Origin of the sequence: Phreatobacter stygius, from assembly GCF_005144885.1 — a bacterium.
GTDB classification, from domain to species: domain Bacteria; phylum Pseudomonadota; class Alphaproteobacteria; order Rhizobiales; family Phreatobacteraceae; genus Phreatobacter; species Phreatobacter stygius.
Genome location: NZ_CP039690.1, coordinates 2,354,902 through 2,373,407, shown reverse-complemented (window position 1 = coordinate 2,373,407; position 18,506 = coordinate 2,354,902). Strand labels below are relative to the sequence as shown.

18 protein-coding genes are annotated in these 18,506 nt (G+C 65.8%); 8 read left to right on the top strand and 10 right to left on the bottom strand.

Translation table 11 applies throughout. The features are described from left to right. Positions 1 to 2 precede the first annotated feature (2 nt). Complete coding sequence (locus tag E8M01_RS10900; protein ID WP_136960137.1) at positions 3 to 1,133, bottom strand: acyl-CoA dehydrogenase family protein; 1,131 nt, start codon at positions 1,131 to 1,133, stop codon at positions 3 to 5. A gap of 190 nt (positions 1,134 to 1,323) precedes the next feature. Between E8M01_RS10900 and E8M01_RS10895 the strand changes: the two genes are divergently transcribed. Continuing rightward, positions 1,324 to 1,629, top strand: a complete 306-nt coding sequence (locus E8M01_RS10895; protein WP_136960136.1) for a DUF1330 domain-containing protein — start codon at positions 1,324 to 1,326, stop codon at positions 1,627 to 1,629. Positions 1,630 to 1,681: 52 nt separating this feature from the next. Further along, a complete protein-coding gene (locus E8M01_RS10890; RefSeq protein WP_136960135.1) occupies positions 1,682 to 2,425 on the top strand; it encodes an SDR family oxidoreductase in 744 nt (247 codons plus the stop codon). 11 nt (positions 2,426 to 2,436) lie between these two features. Here E8M01_RS10890 and E8M01_RS10885 read toward each other — a convergent pair whose 3' ends face one another. Then, positions 2,437 to 2,760 (bottom strand): putative antibiotic biosynthesis monooxygenase, encoded by a 324-nt coding sequence (locus E8M01_RS10885; RefSeq protein WP_136960134.1) that lies wholly within the window; start codon positions 2,758 to 2,760, stop codon positions 2,437 to 2,439. Between the two features lie 105 nt (positions 2,761 to 2,865). Between E8M01_RS10885 and E8M01_RS10880 the strand changes: the two genes are divergently transcribed. Further along, on the top strand, positions 2,866 to 3,333 hold the full coding sequence (locus E8M01_RS10880; RefSeq protein WP_136960133.1) for a MarR family winged helix-turn-helix transcriptional regulator: 468 nt from the start codon (positions 2,866 to 2,868) through the stop codon (positions 3,331 to 3,333). A gap of 25 nt (positions 3,334 to 3,358) precedes the next feature. Here the strand turns inward: E8M01_RS10880 and E8M01_RS10875 are convergent, their stop codons facing one another. Both E8M01_RS10875 and E8M01_RS10870 read right to left on the bottom strand, forming a co-directional pair. Beyond that, the gene (locus E8M01_RS10875) at positions 3,359 to 4,471 is read right to left on the bottom strand and encodes an S-(hydroxymethyl)glutathione dehydrogenase/class III alcohol dehydrogenase (RefSeq protein ID WP_136960132.1); all 1,113 of its coding nucleotides are present in this window, start codon (positions 4,469 to 4,471) and stop codon (positions 3,359 to 3,361) included. A 121-nt stretch (positions 4,472 to 4,592) separates the two neighbouring features. Beyond that, positions 4,593 to 6,176 carry an OpgD/OpgG family glucan biosynthesis protein gene (locus tag E8M01_RS10870; protein ID WP_136960131.1) on the bottom strand — a complete coding sequence of 528 codons (1,584 nt, stop codon included), beginning with the start codon at positions 6,174 to 6,176 and terminating at the stop codon, positions 4,593 to 4,595. Between the two features lie 374 nt (positions 6,177 to 6,550). Between E8M01_RS10870 and E8M01_RS10865 the strand changes: the two genes are divergently transcribed. Then, positions 6,551 to 7,588 (top strand): aspartate-semialdehyde dehydrogenase, encoded by a 1,038-nt coding sequence (locus tag E8M01_RS10865; RefSeq protein WP_136960130.1) that lies wholly within the window; start codon positions 6,551 to 6,553, stop codon positions 7,586 to 7,588. 176 nt (positions 7,589 to 7,764) lie between these two features. On the opposite strand, the gene E8M01_RS10860 is transcribed toward E8M01_RS10865, so the two are convergent. The 4 genes from E8M01_RS10860 to E8M01_RS10845 form a co-directional block, all read right to left on the bottom strand. Continuing rightward, a complete protein-coding gene (locus E8M01_RS10860; protein WP_136960129.1) occupies positions 7,765 to 8,436 on the bottom strand; it encodes a carbonic anhydrase in 672 nt (223 codons plus the stop codon). Between the two features lie 80 nt (positions 8,437 to 8,516). After that, positions 8,517 to 9,782, bottom strand: coding sequence for a diaminopimelate decarboxylase (lysA, locus tag E8M01_RS10855; protein ID WP_136960128.1), 1,266 nt, complete (start codon positions 9,780 to 9,782; stop codon positions 8,517 to 8,519). 3 nt (positions 9,783 to 9,785) lie between these two features. Beyond that, positions 9,786 to 10,091 carry an LPS translocon maturation chaperone LptM gene (gene lptM, locus E8M01_RS10850; protein WP_136960127.1) on the bottom strand — a complete coding sequence of 102 codons (306 nt, stop codon included), beginning with the start codon at positions 10,089 to 10,091 and terminating at the stop codon, positions 9,786 to 9,788. 68 nt (positions 10,092 to 10,159) lie between these two features. Next, the gene (locus E8M01_RS10845; protein WP_136960126.1) at positions 10,160 to 11,488 is read right to left on the bottom strand and encodes an RsmB/NOP family class I SAM-dependent RNA methyltransferase; all 1,329 of its coding nucleotides are present in this window, start codon (positions 11,486 to 11,488) and stop codon (positions 10,160 to 10,162) included. A gap of 399 nt (positions 11,489 to 11,887) precedes the next feature. Between E8M01_RS10845 and E8M01_RS10840 the strand changes: the two genes are divergently transcribed. Further along, positions 11,888 to 13,564 (top strand): methyl-accepting chemotaxis protein, encoded by a 1,677-nt coding sequence (locus E8M01_RS10840; RefSeq protein ID WP_136960125.1) that lies wholly within the window; start codon positions 11,888 to 11,890, stop codon positions 13,562 to 13,564. 75 nt (positions 13,565 to 13,639) lie between these two features. Here E8M01_RS10840 and htpX read toward each other — a convergent pair whose 3' ends face one another. Next, positions 13,640 to 14,569 (bottom strand): zinc metalloprotease HtpX, encoded by a 930-nt coding sequence (gene htpX, locus E8M01_RS10835; protein ID WP_136960124.1) that lies wholly within the window; start codon positions 14,567 to 14,569, stop codon positions 13,640 to 13,642. 151 nt (positions 14,570 to 14,720) lie between these two features. On the opposite strand from htpX, the gene fdxA reads away from it, so the two are divergent. The 3 genes from fdxA to E8M01_RS10815 all read left to right on the top strand — a co-directional run bounded on the left by fdxA (position 14,721) and on the right by E8M01_RS10815 (position 17,291). Further along, positions 14,721 to 15,056 (top strand): ferredoxin FdxA, encoded by a 336-nt coding sequence (gene fdxA, locus E8M01_RS10830; protein ID WP_136960123.1) that lies wholly within the window; start codon positions 14,721 to 14,723, stop codon positions 15,054 to 15,056. A gap of 275 nt (positions 15,057 to 15,331) precedes the next feature. Beyond that, the gene (locus E8M01_RS10825) at positions 15,332 to 16,060 is read left to right on the top strand and encodes a CarD family transcriptional regulator (protein ID WP_425467734.1); all 729 of its coding nucleotides are present in this window, start codon (positions 15,332 to 15,334) and stop codon (positions 16,058 to 16,060) included. A gap of 454 nt (positions 16,061 to 16,514) precedes the next feature. Beyond that, entirely contained in the window at positions 16,515 to 17,291 is a 777-nt protein-coding gene (locus tag E8M01_RS10815; protein ID WP_246088678.1) for a reverse transcriptase domain-containing protein, read from the top strand. Between the two features lie 10 nt (positions 17,292 to 17,301). Here E8M01_RS10815 and E8M01_RS10810 read toward each other — a convergent pair whose 3' ends face one another. Next, positions 17,302 to 18,501: an IS256 family transposase gene (locus tag E8M01_RS10810; RefSeq protein ID WP_136958310.1), complete on the bottom strand. Its 1,200-nt coding sequence runs from the start codon at positions 18,499 to 18,501 to the stop codon at positions 17,302 to 17,304. Positions 18,502 to 18,506 lie beyond the last annotated feature (5 nt).

Below are 18,506 nucleotides of genomic sequence, written 5' to 3'. Positions count from 1 at the left end.
GATCACCCGGCGATCTGGCGGCTGATCACCAGGCGCTGGATATCCGACGTGCCCTCGTAGATCGTGCAGACGCGCACGTCGCGATAGATCCGTTCGACCGGAAAATCCTCGAGATAGCCGTAGCCGCCGAGCGTCTGGATGGCATCGTTGCAGATCCGTTCCGCCGCCTCGCTGGCGAACAGCTTGGCCATCGACGCTTCCTTCAGGCAGGGGGCGCCGGCGTCGCGCAGGGTGGCGGCACGCCAGGTCATCAGTTCGGCCGCATCGAGCGCGGTCGCCATGTCGGCGAGCCGGAACGCGACCGCCTGATGCTCGATGATCGGCTTGCCGAAGGTCCGGCGTTCCCTGGCGTATCGAAGGGCCGCTTCATAGGCCGCGCGCGCCATGCCGAGCGATTGGGCGGCGACACCGATGCGGCCACCTTCGAGATTGGACAAGGCGATGCGCAAGCCTTCGCCTTCCTCGCCCAGCATGTGATCGGCGGGGACCTCACAATCCTCGAAGACGATGTGGCAATGGTCGGTCGATCGCTGGCCCATGGTGTGTTCGATCCGGGCGACCTGATAGCCGGGCGTGGTGGTCGGCACGATGAAGGCGGTGAGGCCCTTCTTGCCGGCCGCCGGATCGGTGACCGCGAAGACGATGGCGGTGTCGGAGCTGCTGCCCGAGGTGATGAACTGCTTCGCACCGTTGAGCACGAAATGATTGCCGCGCCGGCGCGCCGTAGTGCGGATCGCGGCGGCATCCGAGCCCGCCTCCGGCTCGGTGAGGCAGAAGCAGCCGAGGGCTTCGCCACGCGCCAATGGCACAAGGAAACGCTCCTTCTGGGCGGTCGAGGCGTAGCGCGCGATCCCCATGCAGACGAGACCGTTATGGACCTGCATGACGGTCGAGCAGGCGCCGTCGGCTGCCGCGATCTCGGTCACGGCCTGGGCGAAAGCGACGTAATCGGCGCCGGCGCCGCCATGGGCCTCATCGATCATGATGCCCATCAGGCCGAGCCGGCCCATGGCCTTCAGCGCCGCCTCCGGGAACACCACCGCGCGGTCGCGTTCGGCGGCGCCCGGCGCGAGCTCTTTCTGGGCGAATTGCCGCGCGACATCCCGGATCTGCTTCTGTGTTTCGGTCAGCATGGCTGCTCCCTTGGTCGATGAGCCGTCGGCTCGCTCGATGGACGGTAAGGAGCGTCGCGGGAGTGCTATTGGTCGTTGTTGAAGGCGGCGTCGCGGTCGCCTCGCGCGGCTTTGGCGCGTCAGCATTCGCCAATACGCGGTCGGGCGAGCCGACGTCTGCTAGGGTGACGAGCTGCCAAGGGAGGACGCGATGGCGAGGGGTTATTGGGTCGCGCGTGTCGATATCCACGACAAGGTCGCCTACCAGAAATATGTCGCGGCCAACGGGCCTGCCTTCGCCAAATTTGGCGGCCGGTTCCTGGTGCGCGCCGGGCGCTTCCAGGTGGTCGAGGGCACGACCCGCGAGCGCAATGTGGTGATCGAGTTCCCGTCCTATGAAGCGGCGCTGGCCTGTTGGCATTCGCCCGAATATCAGGCGGTTCTGCAGCTTCGGACCGTGGCTTCCGAGGCCGATCTCGTCATCTTCGAAGGCTATGACGGCGCGCAACCGGCATGACCGGCCGGCACGTTGCCGCGACGCAACCTGATCCACCGGGACGGAGATCATCATGGACCTCGGGATAGCCGGCCGTCGCGCGCTCGTCTGCGGTGCATCGCGAGGCCTTGGTTTTGCCTGCGCCGAGGCGCTTGCCGGCGAAGGCGTTCATGTCGTTCTGGCCGCGCGCGACACGCCGCGCCTCTTGGAGGCTGCCGCCCGGATCGAAGCGGCGACAGGCGAACGGCCGGCGATTGTCGCCGCCGATCTGGCGACGGTGGATGGTCGCCTTGGCGCGCTGGCGGCCTGTCCGGAGCCGGACATTCTGGTGACCAATGGCGGCGGGCCGCCGGCCAAGGATTTTCGCGCGCTGACGCTGGAGGATTGGTCGCGCGCGCTGGATGCCAATTTCCTGGCCGCGGCCGAGCTGATCCGGATGACCGTCGACGGCATGGCCGGCCGCGGCTTCGGACGGATCGTCAATATCACCTCGATGACGGTGCGTGTGCCCGTCGAGCGGCTGGATCTGTCGACCGCTGCCAGGCTCGCCCTGACCGGTTATGCCGCGAGCGTCTGCCGCCAGGTCGCGGTGCGCAACGTGACCATCAACAACCTCCTGCCCGGTACTATCCTGACCGAGCGGATCAAGGATCTCGGCGCGATGGCGGAGCGGCTGATCGCCCGGGTTCCAGCCGGGCGCGCCGGCGATCCGCGCGAGTTCGGCGAGGCCTGCGCCTTTCTGTGCGGCGCCCGCTCAGGCTTCATCACCGGTCAGAACCTGCTCGTCGATGGCGGCCTGTGCGCCCTGACGGTCTAGCCGTTCCAGTGTCAGGCGAGGTCGGTTTCGGTGAGGACGACGTCGTGATGGCTGCAGCTCGTCTGGAAATGCGCCAGCAGCGCGCGGGCGCGGGGCGCGACATTGGCAATTTCATAATCGTCGCCGGCGAAGGCCCTGACGGCGTCGAGCGAGGCAAACCGGGTGATCGTGGTGAACTCGATTTCGCCGCCCGGCAGGGTTCGCCGGAGCACATGAACCCCGGCAAAGCCGGCGAGCCGCGCCGCCGCGGGCAGGAAACTGTCGCGCAGGAAGGCCTGGTAGGCATCGGCGGCTTCAGGCGACGCGGCAAAGCCGCGCCAGATCCGTGCGATCATGTCTCGCCTCCCGTTTCGCATGCGATGATCCACGGCCGCCGGCCGATGTATTGGCCGAAGTTGCCGGGCGGTGTATCGGCCGCGCCTTCTGTTAGGATTCCACCCATGGTTCGCCGGCCAACCACCGATGCCCTCGAACAGCGCATCGCCGCCATCCGCCGGTTCACGCGCTTCTACACACGCCAGATCGGGCTTTTGGAAGAAGGGCTGCTGGCAAGCTCGTTTTCGATGACCGAAGTCCGGATCCTGTGGGAGCTCGCCTATCGCGACGGCCTGACCGCGACCTTGCTCAGGCGCGACCTCGGGCTCGATGCCGGTTATCTCAGCCGGATTCTCAGCCGGTTCGAGGAGACCGGCCTCATCGCCAGGCAGGTGTCGCCGGAGGACGGACGGCGCAATCTCCTGTCGCTCACCAACGCCGGGCGACGGGCCTTCGCACCCCTGGACGCCCGCTCGCACGACCAGATCGCGGCGCTGCTGAGCGGACTGCCGGAAACCGATCAGGCCGAACTGGTCGAAGCGGTCGCCACCGTCGAGCGGCTGCTCGGCCGAGCCGGGCAGGAGCCGCGCTGACGACGCCCGTGGCCGCGCCTCCGCCTCAATAAACGATGACGGAACGGATCGATTTACCCTCGTGCATCAGGTCGAAGGCGGTGTTGATCTCGTCGAGCGGCATGGTGTGGGTGATCAGGCTGTCGATGTCGATCTTGCCCTCCATGTACCAGTCGACGATCTTGGGCACGTCGGTGCGGCCGCGGGCGCCACCGAAGGCCGAGCCTTTCCAGACCCGCCCGGTGACCAGTTGGAACGGCCGGGTGGAAATCTCGGTGCCCGATGGCGCGACGCCGATGATGATGCTCTCGCCCCAGCCGCGATGGCAGCATTCCAGCGCCTGGCGCATGGTATGCACGCTGCCGATGCATTCGAACGAGAAGTCGGCACCGCCGCCGGTCAGGTCGACGATCGCCTGGACCACCTTGTCGCGGCCGACCTCGTCGGGATTGACGAAATGGGTCATGCCGAACTTTTCGGCCATGGCGCGCTTGCCCGGGTTGAGGTCGACGCCAATGATCTTGTCGGCGCCGACCATGCGGGCGCCCTGGATGACATTGAGGCCAATGCCACCGAGCCCGAACACCACCACATTGGCGCCCGGCCAGACCTTGGCGGTATAGATGACCGCGCCGATGCCGGTGGTGACGCCGCAGCCGATGTAGCAGATCTTGTCGAAGGGGGCGTCCTCGCGCACCTTGGCGAGCGCGATCTCGGGCAACACGGTGAAATTGGCGAAGGTCGAGCAGCCCATGTAGTGGAACACCTCGCCGCCGTCGCAGGAGAACCGGCTGGTATTGTCCGGCATCAGGCCCTGGCCCTGGGTGGCGCGGATCGAGGTGCACAGATTGGAGCGCTGCGACAGGCAGGTTTTGCACTGCCGGCATTCCGGCGTGTAGAGCGGGATGACATGGTCGCCGACCTTCAGCGTGGTCACGCCGGCGCCGATCTCGCGCACGATGCCGGCGCCTTCATGGCCGAGGATCGCCGGGAACTTGCCCTCGGAATCAAGGCCGGACAGGGTATAGGCATCGGTGTGGCAGACACCGGTCGCCATCACCTCGACCAGCACCTCGCCCGGCTTCGGCCCCTGGATGTCGATGGTTTCGATGGTCAGGGGCTTGCCGGCTTCCCAGGCGACGGCGGCACGTGTCTTCATCGAACTGTCCTTTCAAGGCGCAAGGCTGGGCGCATGGCGAACGATAAGGCGTCCGCCCGCGCCGGGATAGCCGCTGCTATCCCATGCCGGTCTTGACGATGTCTTGACGCGCGTGCCGGCCTCAGGCCTGCGGGTGGTACTGGTAGAGCCAGGTTTCGGACGCGACCTGATCGCCGACCTTCAGGTAGCAGCGCATTTCCACGGGGTCGCTGCCTTCGACCTTGAGGTCGAACTGGGTGCGCCAATGGCCGGGCACGTCATTCGGCACGGCCTCGGTATATTTGTAGTCGCCGAAGCTGCCGCGCGAGGCCGACAGGACCGGTTCTGGAATGACGCCTTTCGGCAGGTTGGCGAGCGGGCCGCCCTTGAACTCGATCAGGAACTTGCGGACGCCCGGAGGCCGCGGCTGGCCGGGCTGGCCGCCGCGGCCGAGCCGGGTCGCGACAACGCGGGCCAGCGGGGTCGGCGTCGGTTCGTCGGCGAGCCAGTGCAGCCGGTAGCGGTATTCGCGTGACGAGCCGGCTGCGGAAGCCTCCTCCGGCACCCACATGGCGACGATATTGTCGTGAATCTCGTCATCGGTCGGCAATTCGACGATCTGAACCGCGCCGCGGCCCCAGTCGCCCAGCGGCTCGACCCAGGCCGAGGGCCGCTTCTCATATTTGACGCCGTCGAGGTAATGCAGGAATTCGCGATCGCGCTGCAGCAGGCCGAAACCGCGCGGACCATGGTCGACGAAGCTCGAGGTCATGGTGCGCGGCGGATTGTTGAGCGGCCGCCAGATGCGCTCGCCGGCGCCGGTCCAGATGGCCAGACCGTCGCTGTCATGCACTTCCGGCCGCCAGTCGGTGGTGCGCGACGTGGTCGTCTCGGAATACCAGTACATCGAGGTCAGGGGGGCGACGCCGAGCTGGGTGACGCGGGCGCGGAAATTGAGCGTCGCTTCGATATCCATGATGACACCCGACGTGCGCCGGCACTGGAACCGGTAGGCGCCGGTGAGCGAGGGGCCGTCGAGCAGGGCATAGAGGGTGACCGGATCGGTCTCCTTCTCGGCGGTCTCGACCCAGAAGGCGACGAAGTCCGGAAACTCCTCCGGTCCGGGGCCCTGGCCGGGCGACAGGGCGATGCCGCGGGCCGACAGGCCAACCTGGCCGAGCTCGCCGACGGCGCGGAAATAGGAGGCGCCGAGCCAGGTCGCCCAGGGCTCGTCCTTCTTCCAGTCGCGCGATCGCGCTTCCTGCAGCCAGAGGCCGGCAAAAGCCGAGGGTTCGGCCGGCAGCTTGGCCGCCGGATGGTCCGGCTGGATGGTGAAATAGCTGTTGTCGTAGAGGATCTCGCGCGCCTGGCCATTGGCCAGGGCGTGCATGCGTACGGTCTTGGGAAAATACTGGCCGACATGCTGGAAGGTCACGGGATAGGCGCCCGGGCCAGTGCCGAACAGCGCAAAATCCTTGTTGAAGCGCAGCTTGCCATGGTTGTCGTAGTCGATCCGCGCGACGATCTCGGGGTTCGGCCGGGGCGGGGCGACATAAGGCTTGCCGGCGCGCTCGCGCGCCATGGCTTTCAGGTCTTCGTAGGAGAAGGCGCGGGCCGGGCCGAATTGCAGGCCGGTCGCGGCACGCGCCTCGCCGGTCAGGACCGGCGCCATGCCGGCGGCGGCGGCAAGGCTCAGGAGGTTTCGGCGGGACAGCGTCTGGACCATGGGTTCACTCGGGCATTCGGCATTCGTCGGCGCGGCGACAGAACCGCAGCGTGTGATGATACGGGTTTTCCGGCGAAACTGCGGCGCCCTTTATGAAAAGCCAAGGCCCGAAGGCGTCATCCGCATTGACTTTTTATGGCGCGTGATGTTCTTCCTAACCTTCACGGCACTTCCGCCGAGGACCCTCTCCGTCAATGGCTTTCGCTGCAACCACGAAAAGCACGAAAACCACGCCGGCCGCCAAAAGCGGCACGGCAGGCTGACGCTTAGTCCTCGCTTCCGGGTGCTCCCCCGACGGGGGAGATGGGCACCACGAAACCTTGAGATAAGGTTTCGATCCCGGGGGAGAGTTGAAAACTCAAGGGCTTCAGATCATGGGTTACAAGGTCGCCGTCGTTGGTGCCACGGGCAATGTGGGCCGCGAAATGCTTGCCATCCTGGCCGAACGCGGGTTCCCGGTCGACGAGGTCGTGCCGCTCGCCTCGCGCCGGTCGATGGGCCAGGAGGTCTCCTTCGGCGACAAGACGCTGAAGGTCCGGGCGCTCGAAAATTACGACTTTTCCGATACCGATATCTGCCTGATGTCGGCGGGTGGCGCGGTGTCGAAGGAATGGTCGCCGAAGATCGGCCAGCAGGGCTGCGTGGTGATCGATAATTCCTCGGCCTTCCGCTACGATTCCGACGTGCCGCTGATCGTGCCGGAAGTGAACGCCGATGCCATTACCGGCTTTTCCAAGCGCAATATCATCGCCAATCCGAACTGCTCGACGGCGCAGCTGGTGGTCGCGTTGAAGCCGCTGCATGACCGCTTCGGCATCAAGCGGGTGGTGGTTTCGACCTATCAGTCGGTGTCGGGCGCCGGCAAGGACGGCATGGACGAGCTCGACCGCCAGACCAAGGGCCTCTACTCCCTCAAGGAGGTCGAGGTGAAGAAGTTCCCGAAGCGCATCGCCTTCAACGTGATCCCCCATATCGACGTGTTCATGGAAGACGGGTCCACCAAGGAAGAGTGGAAGATGACGGTCGAGACCAAGAAGATTCTCGACCCGAAGATCAAGCTGACCGCCACCTGCGTGCGCGTGCCGGTGTTCATTGCCCATTCGGAAGCCGTCAACATCGAGTGCGAGCAGCCGATCCGGGCCGAAGAGGCGCGTGAAATCCTGCGCGCGGCGCCGGGCATCCTGGTGATCGACAAGCAGGAGCCGGGTGGCTACGCCACGCCGCTCGATGCCGCCGGCGAGGACGCAACCTATATTTCGCGCATCCGCGAGGATTCGACGGTCGAGAACGGTCTGGCTTTCTGGTGCGTCTCGGACAATCTGCGCAAGGGCGCGGCCTTGAACGCGGTGCAGATCGCCGAAGTCTTGATCAACCGCAAGCTGATCCAGCCGAAGGCCAAAGCCGCGGCTTGATGCCGCCTGCTCATCCAGACGTCTTGTTGCCAACGGCGGGCCCCAGGCCCGCCGTTGCCGTTTCGGAGGGCGAATGGCGAATAGCGAATGGGGTTGCGCGGTTGGCACGTGCCCCGCTCGGAGCGGTCACCGCCGCTCCCCATTCGCTACTCGCTATTCGCTACCCGCTATTCGCCTTATGCCACCGCATCGCAGCTGAATGTCTTGCCGGGCCGGTCGAGCACCGGCGCGAAGATGCCGGTCGCCTCGTCGAGCACGCTCAACACACCGGTGGCGACACCGAAAAAGGCGCCGTGCAGCTTCAGCTTGCCGCGTTCTTCCAGAATGCGCACGCAGGGGAAGGTGCGCAGGTTCCTGAGCGATGTCGCGACCGAGGCATGTTCGAGCCGGGTCAGGTAGTCGGCCATGGACAAGGCGCCGCGCGGGCCGGCCTCTTCGATCGCGGGTGCGATCATGCCCATCCACTTGCCGATGAAATCGCCCGGCGACAGCGGTTCGGCATCGTCGCTGACGGCAGCCCGGATGCCGCCGCAGCGGCCGTGACCGAGCACCACGATGTCGGAAACGCGCAGCGCCATGACCGCGAATTCGAGGGCGGCGGAGGTGCCGTGATAGTTCTCGTCCGGCGCATAAGGCGGCACCAGGTTGGCGACATTGCGGACGACGAACAGTTCGCCCGGGCCGACGTCGAAGATGACCTCGGGCGAGACGCGGCTGTCGCAGCAGCCGATGACCATGGTCTTCGGGCGCTGGCCGTCTTTTTCGAGTTGCTGGTAGCGCTCGGTTTCGCGCGGGAAACGGCCGTCGAGAAAGGACGCGTAGCCGTCAATCAGGCGGGTTGGCAACATGGGGCACCTCACGGACGCAGATTAGCCCCGTTCAACGCCCTTGCGGCCGCCGGGTCAATCCGCCGTTTGGCACTGCAGCATCAGAGCCAGCCGGGCACCCGGTCGAGCGCGATGATCGCATCGACCTCGACGCGCGGCCTGACGACCGCCCAATCGGCGCCCTTGACCAGCACTTCCGGCGACAGGGCGCGGGTGTTGTAGGTGCCGGCCTGGACGGCGCCATAGGCGCCCGCCGACATGATCGCCAGGAGATCGCCGGCCTTCACCTCGGGCAGCTTGCGGCCGAGCGCCATATAGTCGCCGGTCTCGCAGACCGGCCCGACGACGTCGACCTTCGGGCGGGCCGCGCCGGCAACCGGCTCGACAATCGGCCGGATCTCGTGATGGGCCTCATAAAGGGTCGGGCGGATCAGGTCGTTCATGGCGGCGTCGACCACCACGAAAGTGCGGCCCTCGCCCTCCTTCACATAGAGAACGCGGGTGACCAGGATGCCGGCATTGCCGACGATCAGGCGGCCCGGCTCAAAGATCACCTTGGCGTCGATCGTGGCGGTGTGGCGCTTGACCACCTCGGCATAACGGGCCGGATCGGGCGGCGGCTCGTTGTCGTCCTTGTAGGGAATGCCGAGGCCGCCGCCGACATCGACATGATCGATGCGGTGGCCGTCGGCGCGCAGCGTCCGGACGAAGTCGGTGAGCAGCGCGAAGGCGTCGTCGAACGGCGCGAGATCGGTGATCTGCGACCCGATATGCATGTCGACGCCGGCGATCTTGATGCCGGGCAGCCGGGCCGATCGGGCATAGACCTCGCGCGCCGTCGAGATCGGAATGCCGAACTTGTTCTCGCTCTTGCCGGTGGAGATCTTGGCGTGGGTCCGGGCGTCGACATCCGGATTGACCCGGAACGAAATATGGGCGGTGGTGCCGAGCGAGGTCGCGACCTCGGACAGCTGGATGACCTCCGGCTCGCTTTCGACATTGATGCAGAAGACCCCGGCCTCGAGGGCGGCGCGATGCTCCTCGCGGGTCTTGCCGACGCCGGAGAACATGATCCGCTGGCCCGGCACGCCGGCGGCCAGCGCACGCTTCAATTCGCCGCCCGAGACCACGTCCATGCCGGCGCCGAGGCTCGCCAGGGTCTTGATCACCGCCTGGTTCGAATTGGCCTTCATGGCATAACAGACGAGCGAGTCGAGCCCGGCAAAGGCCTCGGTGAACACCCGGTAGTGGCGCTCCAGCGTCGCCGTCGCATAACAATAGAACGGCGTGCCCACCTCGCCGGCGAGCCGGTCGAGCGCGACATCCTCGGCGTGCATGACGCCGGCGCGGTAGGCAAAATGGTGCATGGCTTACAAGAGCGGATCGAGGATGAAGCGGCCGGACGGCACGAGCGGCCGCTGGCCGACCGGCCGGTTCGGATCATAATTCCGCGTGGCCGGGGCGGTGACCTGGCCGCCCGGCTGGCGTTGCGGCGGATTGGCCGGATCGGCGGCGGTCTCGGTGCGCGGCGGCAGGCTGGGCGGCGTCGGGCCGCCGATCGGCGAGGGCGTCGGGCCCGGCAGTTCGAGATTGCCGCGACGGCCGCAGGCGCCAAGCGCCAGGGCGCCCGAAACGACGAGGACGAGAGCGGTACGGCGGGACGGATAAGCGGTCAATGCGTGGCCTCTCGGGGACGAAGCGGGCGCACCATAACGGATCATTCCCAGGATCGCGAGAGGGGCCGTCAATGCCGGACGAGCCGGGCGGCAAAGAAGCCGTCGAGGCCGGCGAGCGAGGCATCGGCATTGGCCCAGGCCGACGGCAAGGTGCGCAGCATGCCGGCGGCGCCGATGAAAGGGCCAAGGCCCGGAAACTCGTCGGGATCGATCGGATCGAGGCCGATGCGCGGATCGCGGGCGATCAGCGCCGAAATCTGCTGCTCGCCCTCCTCCGGCTCCAGCGAGCAGGTGCAATAGATCGCCTTGCCGCCCGGCTTCAAGAGATCGGCGACCCGGTCGAGCAGGCGGGCCTGCATGCGGGCGAGGCCTTCGACATCGGCCATCGTCTTCAGGTGCATCACGTCGGGATGGCCGCGCACCGTGCCGGTCGCCGTACAGGGCGCATCCAGCAGCACGGCGTCGTAGCTGCCGGTGAGATTCATCGCATCGGCGGTCAGGACGGTGACCGTAAGGCCGAGCCGCTGCATGTTCTGGGTCAGCCGTTCCAGCCGCTTGGCCGAGCGGTCGACGGCAGTGACGACGGCACCGGCGGCGGCGAGCTGGGCGGTCTTGCCGCCGGGTGCGGCACAGAGATCGGCGACCGCAAGGCCTCTGACGTCGCCGAGCAGGCGCGCCGGCAGGGCGGCGGCGGCGTCCTGCACCCACCAGGCGCCATCGTCAAAACCGGCCAGCTCGGTCACCGGGCCGGCACCGCTCAGGCGGACCGAACCGGTCGGCGTCACCCGGCCGGCAAGCCGGGCGGCCCAGGCCTCCGGATCGGCCTTGACGGTCAGATCCAGCGGCGGTTCGATCGATTGGATTTCGGCGATGGCGCGGGTCGCGGCCTCGCCATAGGTGGCGGTCCAGCGTTGCCTCAGCCAGGGCGCGAGATCGTCCAGGGCGTCGAGCTCGGCCAGGATCAATTCCTTGTCGCGGGCAATGCCGCGCAGCACCGCATTGGTCAGGCCGACAAAACCCTTGGCCTTGCGGTCGGCTTCGACCAGGCGCACCGCAACATCGACGGCGGCATAGTCGGGCACGTCGAGAAACAGGATCTGGCAAGCGCCGGTCTGCAGCACGGTCTTGAGCCGGGGCAAGCCGTCGGGCAAACCCTTGGCGAGCCTGCCGCGCAGGATCTTGTCGATCGAACCGAGGCGGCGCAGCGCCGTGGCGGCGATCTTGCGGGCAAGGGCGCGGTCGGCGGCATCGAGGCCGGTCGGTTCGTCCAGCGCCTCGTCGAGCGGCCGGAGCCACAAGGTGACCGTTTCGACCAGCTCGCAGGCACGTCTGCGGGAGGCGAGGCCAGGTGGCGGGGCCGGTTTCCTGGCTGCTGGTCGGAACGGACGCTTGCTCATCCGGTCCGTTTAGGCGGCAAGCCCCGCTGCGGCAAGGGGCCGGCCCGCGGGCTCGCCGACCGCCGCCGGTGGTCGTTCGAACGCGAGCGTATTTCCAGGAGATACACTGCGTTGTTGTAAGATAATCCAAGGTAAAGGTTCTGTGCCGAATTGTGGCGAGGGCGAGCCGGAAACAACCGGGCGAGCCAATTTCGAGAGGCGAAATCCAGAAACTGCCTAGAGTTGAGATTCGCTATGCCATATGAAATTCGTATATAAGTATGTTTACCTATTTTTCTGACGACAAATATAAAACGAGTCTAGTGAGCGGCATTATTCCAATTTAACCATGCATTTAGGATGAATCTCTAATCAAAGCGAGATCGCCGCTGTCCCGGCGCCAAGAAGGATGCATCTCGAATGAAAGTCCCAGTGAAACTGGTGTTGATCGCGACCCTGCTGCTAATGATCGGCGTCTCGGGAATCCAGGGCTGGTCGGCAGTGTCGAAGCTTGCCGCGGTCAATAGCGACGTCAAGGAGATGGCGACGAACTGGCTGCCGAGTGTGCGTACTCTGGGCGTTTTCAAATATCAGGTGGCGCGGGTCCGCGTCGCCGAACTTCGCCTGTCGGGCATGCGCGACGGCGCGCAGGCGGCGGAACTGGAGAAATTCCGCGACCGGATGGTCAACGACATCGCGGCGACCTTCCGGCAGTATGAGACGATGCAGGCCGATGCCACCGAACGTCAGTTGTTCGAGCAGATCAAGGCGACCTGGGCCCGCTACAAGGCACATTCCGACAAGGTGGTCGACGCCGCCCGACGCGGGCAGGCCGATGAAGTCGCCAAACTCTATGGCGAGTCGGTGCAATTGTTCGACCAGGTGGTGGCCGCCGCCGACAAGTCGCTCGAATTCAACGCCACCGGCAGCGATACCCAATATGCCCAGAGCATCGCGACCTATGACAGCGCGCGCTTCCAGACGCTGTTGCTGCTGGGTTTCGGCATCGTCGTCGGCCTCGGCGCCGCGGGCTTCGTGCTGATCGGCGTCACCCGTCCGCTCGGCAAGCTGACCGGGGCGATGCAATCGGTCGCCGGCGGCAATCTCGATACCGAAATTCCCAACGCGACGACGCAGAACGAGATCGGCGACATGGCGCGGGCGCTCGAGGTGTTCCGGGACGGGCTGGCCGAGACCGAACGGCTCAGGCAGGAGCAGGTGGCGAACGAGAAGCGCGCGGCCGAACGGCTGGTGGTCGAGCGCAATGCCATTGCCGACTCGTTCCAGGCCAAGCTCGGCGCGCTGGCGGAGGGCTTCTCGCAGTCGTCGAGCGAATTGGAGGATTCCGCCAGGAACCTCGCCGCAACGGCGGAAGAGACCTCGCGCCAGGCCACCGCCGTCTCCGGCGCGGCCGAGCGCGCCTCGCTCAACGTCCAGACCGTTGCCGTCTCGACCGAAGAAATGGCCGCCTCGGTCCAGGAGATCGCGGCCAAGGTCAACCAGTCCGCCGATATCGCCAATACCGCGGCGGAGGAAGCGTCGCGCACCGAAAGCGATATCCGCGCCCTGTCGGATGCCGCGGAGAAGATCGGCCAGGTGATCGAGCTGATCAATACGATCGCCGGGCAGACCAATCTCCTGGCGCTGAACGCCACGATCGAGGCGGCGCGGGCGGGGGAAGCCGGCAAGGGTTTTGCGGTGGTGGCCAGCGAAGTGAAGCAGCTCGCGGCCCAGACGGCGCGCGCCACCAACGAGATCAGCGCGAAGATCATGGAGATCCAGCAGGCGACGGCGCGTACCGTCGGCTCGATCGAGAAGATCGTCGGCACCATTGCCTCGATCCGTTCGATCTCGACCAGCGTCGCCGGTTCGGTCGAGGAGCAGGGCGCCGCGACCCAGGAAATCGCCTCGAACACGCAGCGCGCGGCCCAGGGCACCGAGGCCGTGACCGGCAATATCAACGGTGTTGGCCGGGCAGCCGAAATGACCGGGGCCGCCTCGACACAACTGATGGGACTGTCGTCAAACCTGACCGAAAAGGCGGCCGAGCTGAAATCGGAAGTGGCGGATTTCGTCAAAAGCCTGCGCGCCGCCTGACGCGTCGCCGATCATGCGACAGATCGACCCGGCCGGCTCCTGGTCAAACCGACCGGGGGCTGGCCGGCCTCGTCTTCAACCCCAGGGGCCGGGCCGGCGCTGCGCACTGCCCCAGGGTGCCGCCTGGTTCGGCGGAACCGGCGCGGAATAATGCGCCACGCCCCACTGCGCGGCGAGCGCCTCGAGGGCGGCAATCCGGTTGCCGGTATCGGGATGGGTCGAGAACAGGTTGTCCATCCGCTGGCCGCTCAGCGGATTGATGATGAACATATGGGCGGTCTGCGGATTGCGCTCGGCGGTGACATTGACGGCGTCGTCATGGGCTCCGGCGATCTTGGCGAGCGCCGAGGCGAGTGCGATCGGATTGCCGGAAATCTCCGCGCCGATGCGGTCGGCCTCATATTCGCGCGACCGCGAAATGGCCATCTGGACGATCGACGCCGCGAGCGGCGCCAGGATCATCATGGCAATCGAGCCGATCAGGCCGACCGGGTTGCGCGTGTCGTTCGAACCGCCGGCAAAGGCCGCGAAATTGGCCAGCATCGAGACCGCGCCAGCCAAGGTCGCGGTGATCGTCATGGTCAAGGTGTCGCGGTTCTTGATATGCGCCAGTTCGTGGGCGACGACGCCGGCGACCTCGTCGCGCGTCAGCCGGTTGAGCAGTCCGGTATTGACCGCGACGGCGGCGTTTTCCGGGTTGCGGCCGGTGGCGAAGGCGTTCGGCTGGTCCTCGTGGATGATGAAGACCCGCGGCATGGGCAGGCCGGCGCGTTCGGTCAGCCCGTGGACCATCGCATAGAGGTCGGGCGCAGAGTGCTGGTCGACCTCCTGCGCACCATACATGTTGAGGACGGCGCGATCCGATCCCCAATAGCTCCAAAAGTTCATGACGGCCGCGACGGCCAGCGCGACGAACATGCCGGTGCGGCCGCCAATGAGGTAGCCGAGCCCCATGAACAGCGCGGTCATGGCGGCAAGAAGCATCGCGGTCTTGGCGTAGTTCATATAAAATCCCCAGGTGGCGGCCGTCATAAGATCGTGCTCGGGCCTCGAAACGGCAAGACTGCCGTCTTCGGAGCCGCGAGTTCACTTGCGTACGAACGTTCCGATCTGGTAATTCGCAAGTTCGCCTATCGCCGCCCGCCGGAGCCTGTCCATGACCTATGTGGTCACCGAGAATTGCATCAAGTGCAAATACATGGACTGCGTAGAAGTTTGTCCCGTCGACTGCTTCTACGAGGGGGAGAATTTTCTCGTCATCCACCCGGACGAGTGCATCGATTGCGGCGTCTGCGAACCGGAATGCCCGGCGGAAGCGATCAAGCCGGATACCGAGACGGGTCTGGAAAAGTGGCTCGGCATCAATGCCGACTTTGCGTCGAAATGGCCGAACATCACGCAGAAGCGCGAGTCGCCTGCCGATGCCAAGGATTGGGACGGCAAACCCGACAAGGAAGCCCTGTTGTCGCCGGAACCGGGTCAAGGTGACTGACCCAACTCACCGGACCCATTTACCGGCGGATCGGGGCCCGTTTCGGGGCGCTTCGCCGGGCCTATTCGCTTAAGCCTTTGATTTCGGCGTAAATTGTGATAGTGTCCGGTTACAGTCGGTCAACATAACGGTCCAGCCGGTGCGCTCCCGCTTTGTGGAGCGCCTTTTTTCGGAAAATTCCGATGAAACGACACGATGGAAGCCCGCGCAAGCGGTTTTCGCCGTGCCGCGGTGGTTGTTTTTGTCGCCGGCTACCGTCAGGGACCTAAGGCTGGATCCGTTCAGATCTCGCAAATCGTTCCTTTCGCGCGAACCACCACGAGCCCGTCGGGCGTCGTGGACCGGCTGCCGGCGGTCATTCGCCGACGGTCCGGCGTCACCAGCGGCCAGATCTAGGCCGGCGAGGAGTAAGGCGCAGAATGACCACCAAAAAGAACGCGCAGACCCGTCAGGGCTTCAAGACGAACGAATATATCGTCTATCCGTCCCACGGGGTCGGGCAAATCGTGTCCATCGAGGAGCAGGATATTGCCGGCTTCAAGCTTGAGCTGTTTGTCATCACCTTCGAAAAGGACAAGATGACGTTGCGTGTTCCGACCGCGAAAATCGCGCAGGTCGGCATGCGCAAGCTGGCTGAGCCGGATGTCATGGCCAAGGCTCTCGAGGTGCTCAAGGGCCGTGCCCGGATCAAGCGGACGATGTGGTCGCGTCGCGCGCAGGAATATGAAGCCAAGATCAACTCCGGCGATCTGATCGCGATTTCGGAAGTCGTCCGGGATCTGTTCCGCTCCGACACTCAACCCGAGCAGTCCTATTCCGAGCGCCAGCTCTATGAACAGGCTCTCGACCGCATGGCGCGTGAACTCGCCGCTGTCGAGCGGATTGTCGAGGCCGAAGCGGTCAAGCAGATCGAAGCCCAGCTTGCCAAAGGCCCGCGCCGCGGCGTTGCCAAGGCCGAGGAGCTGGTCGACGAAGCGGACGAGACCGAAGTCGAAGCCGCCTGAGCCTGACGATCCAGATCATTCAAAAGCCCGGCCTCGTGCCGGGCTTTTTCGTTGTGCGCCCAGCATGGGCGCAATCTTGGAGGTGGAAGTCCTCCCGTAAGCTGGCCACAGCGAACGAAGCGAAGCGCAACTGCGGAAGGGCGACCGACCGTGGGGAGGAAGCGTGGAGCGTAACCCGCGAGACGATGGACAAGAACCGGATAGAAGGCGGTGTCGAGCAGGGCGAGCGGGCAACGAACCGCAAAGCCCTTGTGGTCAAGGCTCGATGACGTAAATCCGGCGTTTGTGCGGGGAAGGATTGCGTTCTTACCTGGGGAGATCTCGCCTCGTGCCTGAAAGGGCGACGGTGTCGAACCGGAGCGAGAAGTCAGCCGAGGTCGTAGTAGCCGGCGGGCCACCGTCGGCGAAGGACCGAACGAGAGAGAGTGAAGTTCCCCCAAGGATGAGCAAGGCCATGCGTCAGATGCCGGGTACGCCCGGGAAGCGGGAGAGGCGAACGGGTGAAGCCCGCTCGGGCTCCTGTCTCGACGAAGCCGCGCCCCCGCCCCGGACCAGGAACGACACGGGGCCGGGACTGCTCGAAGCGGTTCTGGCGCGAGAGAACCTTCTGCGGGCCTTGAAGCAGGTGCGCGCCAACAAGGGTGCGGCAGGCGTGGATGGTCTGGATATCGACCAGACGGCCAGCATGCTGCGAACCGACTGGTCCGTGATCCGCGACAGTCTGCTGAAGGGGACGTACCAGCCGCAGCCGGTGCGTCGCGTGATGATCCCGAAGCCGGGGGGAGGCGAGCGCGAGCTCGGCATCCCGACGGTGCTGGATCGCCTGATCCAACAGGCGCTCCTGCAAGTCCTGCAGCCGATCCTTGATCCGACCTTCAGCGAGCACAGCTACGGCTTCCGCCCGGGCAGACGCGCACACGATGCCGTTTTGGCGGCGCAATCGTTCGTGCAGTCCGGGCGGCGGGTTGTGGTGGATGTCGACCTGGAGAAATTCTTCGACCGGGTGGACCACGACATCCTGATCGATCGTCTGCGCCGGAAGGTCCCGGATCCCGGCGTTATCCGTCTGGTCCGTGCCTTCCTGAACGCTGACATTGTTGATGGGGATGCGGTCATCAAGCGGACCAGGGGCACGCCGCAAGGTGGCCCGCTGTCACCGCTGCTGGCCAACGTGCGGTCATGTCCCGTAGCGTGGTGTAGCTGGCGCAAGGCCCCACGATCGCCGGCATAGGCCGGGCTGGTCAGGCTGCCACGGCTGGCAGGCCGACACTAGGATCATCGCTCAGGCCGGCCATGGTTTCCAGGGTCATGTAGCGGGCCCGCTGGACGGCCCATTCATCGTTCTGTTCGAGCAGGATCGCGCCGACGAGCCGGGCGATGGCGGCCTCGTTGGGGAAGATGCCGACCACCTCGGTCCTGCGCTTGATCTCGCCGTTGACGCGCTCCAGCGGATTGGTGCTGTGGAGCTTCGCCCGATGTTGCGTCGGGAAGGTCATATAGGCCAGCACGTCGGTCTCGGCGGTATCCATCAGAGCCGCCAGTTTCGGCACCGTTGGCCTGAGCTGGTCGGCGACCCGGCGCCATTGCTGGCTGGCGGCGGCGGCATCGTTCTGGGCGAAGGCGGTGGCGATGAAGGCTGAGACAACGCGCCGCCCGCTGCGGCCGGCATGGGCGAGCGCATTCCTCATGAAGTGCACGCGGCAGCGCTGCCAGGTCGCGGTGAGCACCTTGGAGACCGCCGCCTTGATGCCTTCGTGGCTGTCGGAGACGACGAGTTTTACGCCGCGCAGGCCGCGTCTGGCCAGTTTGCGCAAGAACGCCGTCCAGAACGTCTCTGCCTCGGAGGGGCCGATATCCATGCCCAGCACCTCGCGCCGACCGTCGCCGCTTACACCGACCGCCACGATCACCGCCACCGAGACAATCCGGCCGGCCTGGCGGACCTTCACATAGGTCGCGTCGATCCACAGATAGGGCCAGTCGCCCTCGATCGGCCGGTCGAGGAACGCATGGACGCGCTGGTCGATTTCCTCGCAGAGCCGGCTGACTTGGCTCTTCGAGATGCCGCTCATGCCCATCGCCTTGACCAGGTCATCGACCGAGCGGGTCGAGATGCCCTGGATGTAAGCCTCTTGGATCACCGCGGTCAGCGCCTTCTCGGCCAGCCGGCGCGGCTCCAGAAAGCCCGGAAAGTAGGAGCCTTTGCGTAGCCTCGGGATGCGCAGCTCGACCGTGCCGGCGCGGGTCTCCCAATCCCGCTCGCGATAGCCATTGCGCTGGGCCAGGCGGTCCGGGCTCTTCTCGCCGAAGCCGGCGCCGGCAAGGCCGCTGACCTCAAGCTCCATCAGCCGCCCGGCGGCAAAGCCGATCATCTCGCGCAGCAAATCGGCGTCGGGGCTCTTCTCCAGCAGCCCGCGCAGGTTCATCATCTCGTCGGTCATCGGTG